We start from the raw sequence: 11,053 nt of genomic DNA, 5'->3' as shown, positions 1-11,053 counted from the left end.
AGCCTTTCACGAGGAGCCCCGCACTGGGTTAGGAAGTGCGCTCACGCTGCGGTCTTGAGGGGACGTCCGCCCCAGCGGATGCCTTTCTCGCTGCGAACGCGGGAGCGTTCCTTGCGCTCGGCGGCCAGGACGTCACGGTGGCGGGCGTTGGCGTTGCGCCAGCGCAGGTAGGCGTGCAGGGCCCGTGTCTGGACGGTGTGGTTGGAGTGATGGGAGTTGGCGACGGTGAACTGCCGCAGCGGTCCGAAGTGGGCCTCGATGGGGTTCGCCCAGGAGGCGTAGGTCGGGGTGAAGCACAGCTCGACCTTGTTCTTCCCCGCCCAGCGGCGGATGTCGGCGCCTTTGTGGGCGGACAGGTTGTCCAGGATCACGTAGATCGGGGCGCCGTCGGGCCGGGCGGCACGGATCGACTTCAGCGCGGCCAGCGTGCTGGCGGCACCCTTTCTGCGGCGGTTGACGCCCCACAGGGTGTCGTCGCCGACCGAGTAGCAGCCGTGGAAGTACCGCACGCCGTGAGTGCGGTGGTAGGTGGCGGGCAGCCGGTGGGGACGCTTCTGCTCGGCCCAGCCCGAGCCCGCGGTGGGACGGATTCCGAGCGGGCCGAACTCGTCGAAGGCGAAGACCCGGTCGGGGAAGCGGTCGAGGACCTCCTCGATCCGGTCCAGCTTCGCCTCGCGGTCGGGGTCCGGGGACTCCTTCCACGTCTTCGTGCACTGGAAGGTCACACCGCGGCGGGCGAGCAGGCAGCGTAACGCCTCGCGGCCGATCCGGATCACGTGGCCATGGACTTTACGCAGGTAGGCGACGAGCTTGCGCAGGGACCAGCGGGTGAAGGGCTGGCCGAGCTTGGTCGGGCGGGTGATGGCCGTCTGGATGACGAAGTCCTCGTCGTCAGGGCTGAGCTGGCGGGGACGGCCTCCCGCCCACCGAGGGTCCAGGCAGGCCAGGCCGATCTCGTTGAAACGGTGGATCACGTCCCGGACGGTGTCCTCGTCGCCTTGCACCAGCTGGGCGATCACGGGGACCCGGTTCCCGCCGGCCGAGGCCAGCAGCATTAACGCGCGCCGGTAGCGCACCGAGTTGGTACTGCCCCGGCGCACGATCTGCTGCAGTTTCCGCCCTTCCTGGTCGGTCAGTCTGCGCACACGGACAGGCTCGGCCACCGCACCTCCAGCGGTCGGAACGGACGTCACCGCCCATCCAACCGCCCTAACCAACAACCCGGCGAACCTTCCCGGTCAGAGCACTAGCGAGCACAGCGCGACTCGACATCGTCAGTGGTGGCACGTGCAGTCGCAGAGGCGGCCGGTGAACTTACGATTCCTGCGGCACCGCTGGTGTATGCGGGCAGCCCATCCTGCGAGGTCCGCGGCCTGTTCGGGGTGGTGCGTGGTGGCCGCGGTGAGCGCATAGGCGGTGTCGGATGTGGTGAGGCGCAGCGTGTCGACGGGCGGGGGCGGGTTCCAGTCGGTCGCAGTTGCTCCCGTGGGTTCAGTCGGCGAGAGGGCCGACGGCCAACGATCTTGATGAGGGTGCCGCCGATGCAATGGCAGGCGAGCTTGCACTGGTCTGGCGGCGCCTTATGTGCGCCACCATGCGGTGATTTGCTGCGCTTGCACAGTCAAGCCTTTGCGGCCTGATGGCGTGCCGGTCGGTTGTTGATCGAGATCAGGTCAGCAAGGTGCACTTCAGGGCTGTGTTGCAACTCAGCCCTGATAGACACATGCATGCAGTAACGACCTTCGAGGGGGAACAAGTTGAAGTTCGCAAAGACTATTGCCTTCGGGATTTCGACAGCATGCTTCGCACTGCCACTAGCCGCTGAGCCGGCCGCCGCATGGACTGCTCCGCAGACCGTGGCGGGGGTTGCCAGTAACGCTTGCACGGGAAAGCCCGCGAAGACGATCGTCAAGAAGTACTACCGCGGCCCGACGATGGTGCCGCTGCGCTGCGGCACGAATACATGGGGCTACAAGCACCTGGTGAAGCGGGGCCGGTGGAGCAGCAACTTCGGCAAGAAGATCAGCCAAACGGTCTGGAGCGGTACCATCACGGTCGACGAGCCGGGGGAGCTCACCTACGAGCGCAAGTTCGTGGGCTGCCCGCCGCGGACGCTGTTCAAGGTCGTGACAAACCCGGGGCCTTATGGGCGGGATCACCGCATCAAGCCGCAGGGCGTTGTGACCGCGTACAAGCCTTCCAGTCTCGCTTCGTCTGCTTGCTAGGAGAGGACCTCATGCCATCAGCAGAAGGTGTTCGCGACCTTCTCGCTCCGCACTTGATGGGGCGGCTCAACGACGGCAGCGCAGAGCTGGACGTAGTCGGCCTTGAGGTGCTGGAGCATGGCCGTCGTTTCATGGTCATTTTCGTTCTGACGGCGCACGGACAACGCTGGCGAGTGCGCCTTGAAGGCGATAGCTCTGAGATGGCTATTTTCGACGGCCACCCGCCGCACGATGTGGTCCGAAGCGTGGCGTCAGCGTTTCGCATCCGCTTGTTTGAGTGGTGGCACATGAAGGGCTCAGAGCGGCAGTTGGCCAAGCTCGGCGAGCGTATCGAATAATCGAGTAGCGGAGTCACAGCGCCCCCGCCCGGTGGCTTCCGTTCTAGTGGTCGTTGCAACACCCCAGTTCAGGGGATGCGATGTCCTTCGAGATTCGGTCCGGCAAGCAGCACTCCGGGAGCAAGCTGAGCCAGGAGCGCGAGGAATACTTCCGGCTCATGAAGCTGGGCTACGGCAACAAAGAGGCGAGCAAGCTTGTCGGAATCAACCCTCGGACCGGTCGCGAGTGGCGCAACGGCCGGCCCGAGGGACGCAAGAAGCGCCCGAGATCACCTGCGCGATGTGCGCGGGTGATCTCGGGCGCTTCGTCGCGTTTCCTGTCGGAGACCGAGCGGATCCACATAGCCGACCGCGTGCGCGAGAAGGCAACCATCCGCGCCATCGCCGCCGAGCTGGGCCGAAGCCCCTCGACGATCAGCAGGGAGATATGCCGCAACCGCACCGTTCTGCCCGACGGCCGCACCTACTACCGGCCCTATGCAGCTCAGCGCCGCGCCGACCGCCGCAGGCCGCGACCCAAGCCCGGCAAGATCGGGCAGAACCCGGTACTGCGGGACTTCATCCAGGACCGGCTCACCAGGCGGTGGAGCCCCGAGCAGATCTGCCACGCTCTGCGCAGGAGCTTCCCCGACCGGCCGGAGATGCACGTGGTCCACGAGACGATCTACCAGGCTCTCTACGTCCAGGGCCGTGGTGAACTGCGCCGGGAACTGACCCGTGCGCTGCGCACAGGACGGACGATGCGCAAGCCGCACCGGCAGTCCAGCAAGCGCCAGCCCCGCTTCCTGGCACCCATGGTGATGATCAGCGACCGGCCCGCCGAAGCCGCCGATCGCGCCGTCCCGGGACACTGGGAGGGCGACTGCATCATCGGAGCCGGCCACCGCTCCGCCATCGGCACACTCGTCGAACGGACGACCCGCTTCACCATGCTGGTGCACCTGCCCGAGGGACACAGAGCAGAGCACTTCCACTCGGCGCTCGCCAAGACCATCGGACAACTGCCGCCACACATGCGGCGATCCCTCACATGGGACCAAGGCAACGAGATGGCCGGCCACCACCTCTTCTCCACCGCAGCGGACATGCCGGTCTACTTCTGCAACCCCGGCAGTCCATGGCAGCGAGGATCGAACGAGAACACGAACGGGTTGCTGCGGCAGTACTTCCCTAAGGGAACTGACCTGTCCCAGCACACCCGCGAGGAGCTGGACGCCGTTGCCGCCGAGCTGAACAGCCGACCACGCAAAACGCTCGGCTGGGAAACCCCAGCCGAGCGTCTCGCTAAGCTCCTGGCGACAGCCAGTTGATCAGTGTGTTGCGACGCCCCTTGGAATGCGCCTGGTGGGGGAGCGGGGGCTGTGGGCGGTTATTGCTTGGCGGGGGCGCCGTAGGGGTGAATGACGTTGCCGTCCGCGTAGGGGGCGCCGGGGCGGCGACGTCGGGGTGGAGTTCCTTCGAGGGTGTGGCCGTCGGTGAACAGGTCGTAGAGGTGGAAGGCGAGGTTGTACAAGGGGCCGATTGTGTAGTCGCCGGGCTCGGGCCAGATCAAAGGCAGACGTACCCGCCAGTTGCGGGTCTGATAGGACATCAGCAGGTCGGCTGTGTCGTTGGCTGAGGTGGTCTCGCAGCCGCGAAGTAGGGGTAGGTCGCCTTGGGCGCCGGCGAAGCGCGCCATCTGTTTCAGGGCCCAGGCGAGATGTGCGTGCGCGGGCGCTGCGGCGGGCGGCGGGTTCGCGGGATCGTACCAGTTGCCTGCGGGCGAGGTGGGCGGGGCGGGCGGGGCGAAGTCGGCGATGCGTTCGCTGATGTCGAGGAGGCGCAGGCGGTGCCCTTGAGGCCCTGTGGCGTGCACTTGGTCGGCGCTCTGGGCGGTGAAAGCGATGGCCTGGACTTCCTCGGGTGTGGCGGTGACCGGCTGCTTGCACCCTTCTTTAAGGCGCCGGTAGGGGGTGTCCAGCCAGGTCTTCGCGTCCGGGACGTCCGGGGCGGGGGCGAGTTCCCCGGGGGCGTAGCCGCCGCTGCTGTCCTCGAAGTCGACCAGGATGTCGTCGTGGGCGGTGACCATGACCACTTGGCCGACGAGGTCGCCCGGATTGTCGGTGGGGACGGTGGAGACGACCCGGTCGCCTTCTTGCCATGGATTCACTCTGCGCTCCCCTGCCCCGTTCAGCCCTTCTTGCAGCCCTTCCAGCCTACGTGTCCCTTGACCCAGTAGGCGGTCCAGATGCCCGTCTTGCCATAGCTCTTGCCCTCATGCTTGAGGTTGCGGTCCATCGTGACTACGCACATGGTGCGCTTCTTCTTCCCGCGCCCGTACTTGTGGGTGTGGGTGGTGGACACTCCGTTGATGCTGCCCACGCTGCCCTTGGCGTTGTTGTTGAGCGCCTTGTCCCACAGGCTCATCGCGTAGCCGTTGTAGGGGTGGTTGGCCTTGTTGCCGGTTGAGCCGCCGCGCTTGATGTGCTCGAGCCCATACTTGCGGTTGCCCACGCGGATCAGGGTGTGCGTGAAGTCCGCGAGGAACCAGCGGTACACCTTCGCCGATCCAGGCCCGCTGCGGGTGTTCTTCGTGCATGCCTGGTCGAAGTCGCATTTCCACGATTTGGGCTTGCTCTTGTGGATGGAGGCGTCGGCCGGGGCCGCGGCGAAGAGGACAGCTGCGGCTGTGGTGGCTGCTGTGGCTATGTGTATGAGGTGGCGTCGCATGGGGCGGACGTTAAAGTGAGCAAAATGAGCTTTATAGTTCCTTTTAAGCCATCTACTGAACTGCCCTGGTTTGGTATGGCTCGACGTCTCGGCTACGGCTGCCAGCCCGCGCCGAGGGAGGGCGGCCATCTAGCCGCCGAACAGGCATGGACTACTCACAAGCCTCCTACCGCCCGCCGGCTTGCCTGTCGTCCTCATTGTCAGCGAGCGCTCCGACCTCGCCGGTGCCGCCGCATGCGTCGCAGTCGACGGTGGTTTCGCTCCCGTCGTCATCCCGCACGGTGATCTGCCCGTCGCAGCAGTTGCCGCATGCGCGCATCCGGTCCTCCAGAAGCCGCCGAGTGAGGTTGAGGAGCCGCGTGTAGCGCCAGTCCTGCTCGAGGGCGGGGACCTGTTCCTTGTCGACCCAGGCCATGGTCGCCTCCGCTGGCTGCGGTACGGTTCCGGCGACCTCGCAGGCCCGAGGAGGGCCCTCACGCCAGCGGCAGCCTTCGCGGGACTCTGAGCCCGCTTCAGAGGCACCGCCGTGACGTCGAGTTGGCTCCCCTTCGTCTTCGCTCCCCCAGCGGTGGTGCATTGCCTTAGGGACCGACGATGCGCGGCTTCTACGCAGATGACCTGCTCTTGATCACACCGCTTTCCGACGCGGTCGGCGTGCGCCTGTACGGCGAGACCCTCGGCACCCACAAGACTCCTCTGGTCGTCGCGGTGTCCGAACGCGGCTCGGTCACGGATGAGGTCACCGTGGACCTCAGGCGGGTCACCTACCTCGCCAACAGCGTCCTGGAGACCCTCGTCGCCCTCGCACGCAGCCTGCCCCCACCCCAGCACCTGCGCGTACTCGCCAGCCCCGAACTGAACCTGCAGGACCGGCTGGCCGCCCGAGGATGGGACCAGATCGACTCCCTGCGGGTGAGTTACAACTGACCAACAGGCCCCGCAGCAGCGAAATACCCCACCACTCCCGTCACTCGCGTGCGGCGATCTGCCGCACTTCAACGGGGGGCGTGGCCCGCTCGGGCCGGGGCAGGCTCTGGTCAGCGCACCGTGCCCTTACTCGACATCAGAGGTCCGATGGCCTTCTTCGCCCTGCACCCCACCAAGCCCTTAACGCTGTTGTCTGCCGCCGAACTCGCCGCCGAGCACGCCCGGCTGCTCGTGCAGATCGACCAGCTGAAGACAGCCGTCATCTCACACGCTGCCGTCGACCAGGCAAGCGGTGTCGTCGTCGCCGGGGGCCATACCATCAGAAGACGCATGGCGGGTCCTGCGCGAGACTGCCGGAGACCGGGCCGGATTCGTAGCCGCCTGCTCATCCTTCCCGCCTCCGGGCGTACCCGGCTACGGCGATGCCGTGGCCGAAGCCGGAACGGTCTCACCGCGCACTGATCGGTGCGTATCCGCCGGGCGACGGCCGCCCGCGATGGGCGGCCGTCGCGTTGAGCTATCGGCGCTGCTCGAACATGACCAGGAACGGGGTGACGAACCCGGCGGCCTCGACCGGGTTGATGTTCCCGAAGAGGATCAGCAGGACGCCGGCCACCAGGGCGAGGCCGTAGATACGGGCCGCGGTGGGGTCATGTCGGTTGCTGACTTCGGTCATGGCGGTGTTGTCGCACATACTGGAGGAGCTCCTGTTCCTTGCTGGACACGGGCAACGGTTACTCACAGCGACTAGGACCCCTGTGGTAACCAAGCGGCGGCTGAGGCGGCGGCGCATTGGCGTGCGCCTGTTGCCTCAGCCGTCAGTCATGAGTCGATACGAAGCCTCCTTCGGGGCTCGGCCATACGACCTCGATGCACAAAGACGCGCATAGGTCGAGCAGGTCCTCCCTCGGCTCCGACGGTAGGAGCAGCGTGAGGGTGGGAGTTGGATGGAAGAAGCGGCGGTAATCCATGAGGGCGCCGATCGCCGTTCGGACTACTTGCCGAGCTGCGCTGTGCTTGACCTCGATCAGCCGGTTCTCGGTGACGTCCAAGAGGTCGATCTGAGCGACCGACGTTTCGCCCTTCACACGCACGCGTGGGGAGACAACCTCATGACCGAGACCGCTGAGGTGGCTGGCGTATTCCGCAGTCAGCCGTTGGACGATGGCACCCCCGGACACCTGGGGTTGCCGACGCTCGGGGGTGATAGCGCGTTCCGGCGCCTTGGTGATACGCGTCTCGGTCAGCGGAGTGACCGGCAGGCGTGGCCCGTCAGAGAGCGCGGCGTCGACAGGTCGTAGGCGGAAGACAAGAACGGTCCGCATGTCGCCATAAGAGTCTGGGGCGTCCGCACGGTAGTAGGGCCGGTTCGAGTCGATCTCGAAGCGCCCCAGATGTCGGTAGACCCGACCTTGGTAGGCCGATGGCATGTGGAGCTGGTGAAACAGATGCACCGCGCGCCCCTGCTCCTTATGGCGCAGCAGTGCGAGGTTCCCTCGCGTCATCTCCTGGTCGCCATGCATGCCAGCGCCTGCGAAATGGAAGACCCCGTCGTCGCCCCATCCGGTGAAGCCGTTAAGGACGGGTTGCTCGGCGACGAAGAGCATCACCATCTGCGACCGCGACGATGGTGAGATTGCGCCTTGAGGGGTCCCGCCGAAGCGCGCGTGCAAATCGCCCCGCCTCACCGCTTCGCCTACCACCAGCTCGTCCATGGTCACCGCTCACCTCCCTGCCGCGAGGCTAGCCGAGTCACCGCGCTTCAAGAGGTGACTTCTCCCGGTCCTGAAGCCACCGCAGGGCGCTTACCTGCACTTATAAGTGCAGTCGACTCACACCCTCTCTCGTAGATGTTATGTATACGTTATGAAGATCTGGGATTGTGCATCGCCCACGTAGGCTGTCCATGCGGCGCGGGGGCGACTGCCTGGAGGGGCGCCGTGGGCCTACGCGAGCTGATCACCGACGTCTGGAGCTGGCTGGACTACAAGCCAGTCATGGCCGACCCGCGCCGACCGGGCCGCAACGCCTGGGCGGAGCTCACCTCGTCGTGGGTCCCCGACGAGGATCTTCGGCGCCTCGCTGCCTACCGCCTGCTGGCCGCGTACGACTCCAACCAGGCTGGCCAGGTCGCCGCAATCACCGGAGATGACGAAGCTGGAACCGAGCGGCGCGAACTCGGTGACGCCTCGAAGCTGGTCGACACCGCCCTCGGTTATCTCCTCGGCTCCGAGCAGACCATCTCGGTCGCGGGCGCGGAGCACGCCGACGACGAACCGACGGTCGAGGCCGCCATGGCGCTGTCGGTCCAGGACAAGTTGAGGGCCTGGGCGGAGAAGGAACTCCTGCCGCTGCGTATCCAGCAGGCGGAGCGGACCGCGATCTTGCTGGGCGACGCGCTCTACAGCCTCGCCTGGGAACCGGCGAAGGGCCGCGTCCTACTGAGGACCTGGGATCCGGGCCTGTACTTCCCCGAATGGCCCGAGGACGGGGAGCAGGACGGTGCCGAGTTCCCCATGCGTGTCCTCCTGGCGTGGGAGCTGCCAGAGGACAAGCAGCGCGGCCTGAAAGCCCGGCTCCGCCGGATCACGTATGAACTCGGGCCGATCGCCCCCGCCACCCGAGGCAGCACGGCGAAGGACGGCACCTCTGTACGCGAGCACGTCTACGCCGAGGACGGAGAGCCGGTCCTGAGCAAGGGTGACTCTCTCGACAGTGAGACAGGAGTGATCACCCGCACCTACCCGTGGGCTTCCGGCCGACCGACCCGGTGGACGTGCTACCTCACCGACGCCGAATGGGAGCTGGACGACCTCAAGTACGCCGACTTTCTCTACGACCTGCCCATGCACAAGGCCACCTACCGGGTGCGGTCGGACGGTGAAGTCCTCGACCGCCTCGACCTGATGGTGGACTTCACTCCCCTCGTCCACGTCACCAACTCCATCCCGTCCAGCGGCGAGCACTGGGGCAAGCCCATCGTCGCCACCGTCCTTCAGGCCTTGGACGAGCTGTCCACCACCGACACCGACAGCTCCGGCGCCTCCGCAACCACCGGATCGCCGATCATTGGCCTCGCTGGGGCGCGCCTACCTATCGACCGGGCCACCGGCCAGCCCCTGCCCGTCAAGGTTCGGGCCGGAACTGTGTGGCAGCTTAACGACAACGGCCGCATGGACGTCTTGGACACCTCCGCCCAGCTCGCCGAACTGCGAGCCCGGGTCGACCACATCCTCGACCGGATCGCCGCGAACAGCCGTCTCACGGCCGCCGGACTCGGCACCCTCGACCCGACCGCCCTGCCGTCCGGCTACGCTCTGCAACTCGCGCTCGGGCCGCTGGACTCGCTCGTGGCCGCGATGCGCCTGGCCCGGACCCACAAGTACGCCGTCCTGCTGCGCATGGTGCAACGTCTCCACCAGGCCGGGCACGCCGAGGGCTGGCCCGCGGGCGAGTCGCTGCCCGCTCGCCTCATGTGGGGGCCGCACACCCCAACCGACCGCGCCGCCGTCCTGGACGAGGTGGTCAAGGGGGTCGGAGCTGGCGTCCTGTCGGTGGAGACCGGCGTGCGCATGTTGATCGATGCGGGGTACCCGATCGACGACGCACAGCGGGAGATTGAGCGGATCCAGGCCCGAGCCTTCGACGCTGCCGCTCGCCTTGCCGACGCCACCGGTGACAACGCTGCAGTCCGCGCTTATCTCAGGCTTCCTGAAGCGGATCTTGAGATGCCCGACGCTCGAAAAACGCTTCCCGATGAGCAGGGGAGGAGCGACCATGAGGCATGACACAGAACGGGGTATGGGTCGGCCCTGATGTCGAGCAACCCGGCAGCGATGTGCGGTTCCCGCCCATCGAGAATGGGCTCGACTACCTGCGTAGTGTGGTCGGCCACCTAGTAAAGAAGTCAGGGGAGAAGGTCAGCGCGCGGGATCTTAAGTATGCGGTCCTGCATCTCCAGGCCGCAGTTGAGGTTCTGCTTAAGGCGCGGCTTCAGCAAGAGCACTGGAGTCTGGTCTTTAGAAACCCTGGTGTTGCAGTGCGGAGTAGGTTTGAGTCTGGGGACTTCGAGAGCTGTGGCACGTCCGAGGCGATAGACCGCCTACGGGATATCGTGGGAGTCCACCTGAAGGATAAAGATGTCAAGGTGCTCAATGGGCTAGCTAAGACGCGCAACGCGCTGCAGCACTATGGGTTGGCGGCTAGCGGTCCTGCAACGGAGGCGCAAGCTGCAGCGGTGCTGGACTTCCTTAAAGTGTTCCTTGACGAGCAGTTACTGGGCACCTTCGATGCGGCCGAGTTGGTTCGAATTGACAAGCAATACATGGATCACATTCGCATTGGCCTTGCTGACGTCAAGTCTTTCGTCGCTAAACGGATGAAGCGGCTGCGTAGTGAGCTCGATGAGTACTCGCCCAGGGTTGTTGTGTGCTCCACCTGCTGCCTATTCGCGTTGCTCGTTGACGGAGATGCGAACCGATGTCATTTCTGCGGGATCGATTGGTTAGAGGATGCTGCAGCCCAAGTTGCGTCCTTGCAAGGTGGGTTCGTCGCGCCTCAGATCTGCCCTGGTTGCGAATCTGAAGCTCTCGTTCGTGACGTCATCACTGCATATGACCCGAGTTCCCCTGTGGACCTGTGTTTCAACTGTAGTGAAGAGTTTGAAGGTCTCGTCGAATGTCGGCAGTGTCCCAGGCTGTTCCAGCCGAACAATCGTGGGGAAGACGTTTGTGATGCCTGCGGGCAAGAGGATGATTACGAGATGCGGAACTACTATGCGAGGCTGGTTGCCGAAGAGTGAATTCGGTCATGGGGCTGCCTTGCTGCGCATGAGTTGATGCCTTGGTTGGTGCC

At 65.6% G+C, this 11,053-nt stretch carries 12 protein-coding genes; 6 read left to right on the top strand and 6 right to left on the bottom strand.

Features of this window, described 5'->3' with window-relative positions; genetic code table 11:
• Positions 1-41 precede the first annotated feature (41 nt).
• The gene (locus ACIO9J_RS43875) at positions 42-1,163 is read right to left on the bottom strand and encodes an IS630 family transposase (RefSeq protein WP_402011700.1); all 1,122 of its coding nucleotides are present in this window, start codon (positions 1,161-1,163) and stop codon (positions 42-44) included.
• 594 nt (positions 1,164-1,757) lie between these two features.
• Here ACIO9J_RS43875 and ACIO9J_RS43870 point away from each other — a divergent pair.
• The 3 genes from ACIO9J_RS43870 (at position 1,758) to ACIO9J_RS43860 (ending at position 3,873) form a co-directional block, all read left to right on the top strand.
• The gene (locus ACIO9J_RS43870) at positions 1,758-2,225 is read left to right on the top strand and encodes a hypothetical protein (protein WP_402011697.1); all 468 of its coding nucleotides are present in this window, start codon (positions 1,758-1,760) and stop codon (positions 2,223-2,225) included.
• Positions 2,226-2,236: 11 nt separating this feature from the next.
• Positions 2,237-2,563, top strand: coding sequence for a hypothetical protein (locus ACIO9J_RS43865; protein WP_402011695.1), 327 nt, complete (start codon positions 2,237-2,239; stop codon positions 2,561-2,563).
• Between the two features lie 158 nt (positions 2,564-2,721).
• Positions 2,722-3,873, top strand: a complete 1,152-nt coding sequence (locus ACIO9J_RS43860) for an IS30 family transposase (protein WP_402011706.1) — start codon at positions 2,722-2,724, stop codon at positions 3,871-3,873.
• Between the two features lie 59 nt (positions 3,874-3,932).
• Here the strand turns inward: ACIO9J_RS43860 and ACIO9J_RS43855 are convergent, their stop codons facing one another.
• The 3 genes from ACIO9J_RS43855 to ACIO9J_RS43845 all read right to left on the bottom strand — a co-directional run bounded on the left by ACIO9J_RS43855 (position 3,933) and on the right by ACIO9J_RS43845 (position 5,687).
• Positions 3,933-4,712 carry a hypothetical protein gene (locus ACIO9J_RS43855; protein ID WP_402011692.1) on the bottom strand — a complete coding sequence of 260 codons (780 nt, stop codon included), beginning with the start codon at positions 4,710-4,712 and terminating at the stop codon, positions 3,933-3,935.
• Positions 4,713-4,732: 20 nt separating this feature from the next.
• A complete protein-coding gene (locus tag ACIO9J_RS43850; protein ID WP_402011689.1) occupies positions 4,733-5,272 on the bottom strand; it encodes a hypothetical protein in 540 nt (179 codons plus the stop codon).
• 166 nt (positions 5,273-5,438) lie between these two features.
• A complete protein-coding gene (locus ACIO9J_RS43845) occupies positions 5,439-5,687 on the bottom strand; it encodes a hypothetical protein (RefSeq protein WP_402011686.1) in 249 nt (82 codons plus the stop codon).
• 209 nt (positions 5,688-5,896) lie between these two features.
• On the opposite strand from ACIO9J_RS43845, the gene ACIO9J_RS43840 reads away from it, so the two are divergent.
• The gene (locus tag ACIO9J_RS43840; protein ID WP_402011683.1) at positions 5,897-6,199 is read left to right on the top strand and encodes a hypothetical protein; all 303 of its coding nucleotides are present in this window, start codon (positions 5,897-5,899) and stop codon (positions 6,197-6,199) included.
• A 517-nt stretch (positions 6,200-6,716) separates the two neighbouring features.
• Here ACIO9J_RS43840 and ACIO9J_RS43835 read toward each other — a convergent pair.
• Both ACIO9J_RS43835 and ACIO9J_RS43830 read right to left on the bottom strand, forming a co-directional pair.
• Positions 6,717-6,875, bottom strand: coding sequence for a hypothetical protein (locus tag ACIO9J_RS43835; protein WP_402011681.1), 159 nt, complete (start codon positions 6,873-6,875; stop codon positions 6,717-6,719).
• 142 nt (positions 6,876-7,017) lie between these two features.
• On the bottom strand, positions 7,018-7,914 hold the full coding sequence (locus ACIO9J_RS43830; protein ID WP_402011678.1) for a restriction endonuclease: 897 nt from the start codon (positions 7,912-7,914) through the stop codon (positions 7,018-7,020).
• A 225-nt stretch (positions 7,915-8,139) separates the two neighbouring features.
• Between ACIO9J_RS43830 and ACIO9J_RS43825 the strand changes: the two genes are divergently transcribed.
• Both ACIO9J_RS43825 and ACIO9J_RS43820 read left to right on the top strand, forming a co-directional pair.
• On the top strand, positions 8,140-9,987 hold the full coding sequence (locus ACIO9J_RS43825) for a hypothetical protein (protein WP_402011675.1): 1,848 nt from the start codon (positions 8,140-8,142) through the stop codon (positions 9,985-9,987).
• Positions 9,984-11,000 (top strand): hypothetical protein, encoded by a 1,017-nt coding sequence (locus ACIO9J_RS43820; protein WP_402011672.1) that lies wholly within the window; start codon positions 9,984-9,986, stop codon positions 10,998-11,000. The genes ACIO9J_RS43825 and ACIO9J_RS43820 overlap by 4 nt, the downstream gene beginning before the upstream one ends.
• The last annotated feature ends 53 nt before the right edge of the window (positions 11,001-11,053 follow it).

Origin of the sequence: Streptomyces sp. NPDC087300 (genome assembly GCF_044744425.1) — a bacterium.
Lineage (GTDB): Bacteria > Actinomycetota > Actinomycetes > Streptomycetales > Streptomycetaceae > Streptomyces.
The sequence above is the reverse complement of the archived record's forward strand: the minus strand, read 5'-3'. Positions and strand labels throughout refer to the sequence as shown.

Coding starts and splice junctions, on each gene's coding strand:
- ACIO9J_RS43865 (WP_402011695.1), top strand. CDS start 2,237: ATGCCATCAGCAGAAGGTGTTCGCGACCTTCTCGCTCCGCACTTGATG.
- ACIO9J_RS43860 (WP_402011706.1), top strand. CDS start 2,722: ATGAAGCTGGGCTACGGCAACAAAGAGGCGAGCAAGCTTGTCGGAATC.
- ACIO9J_RS43850 (WP_402011689.1), bottom strand. CDS start 5,272: ATGCGACGCCACCTCATACACATAGCCACAGCAGCCACCACAGCCGCA.
- ACIO9J_RS43845 (WP_402011686.1), bottom strand. CDS start 5,687: ATGGCCTGGGTCGACAAGGAACAGGTCCCCGCCCTCGAGCAGGACTGG.
- ACIO9J_RS43835 (WP_402011681.1), bottom strand. CDS start 6,875: ATGACCGAAGTCAGCAACCGACATGACCCCACCGCGGCCCGTATCTAC.
- ACIO9J_RS43830 (WP_402011678.1), bottom strand. CDS start 7,914: ATGGACGAGCTGGTGGTAGGCGAAGCGGTGAGGCGGGGCGATTTGCAC.
- ACIO9J_RS43820 (WP_402011672.1), top strand. CDS start 9,984: ATGACACAGAACGGGGTATGGGTCGGCCCTGATGTCGAGCAACCCGGC.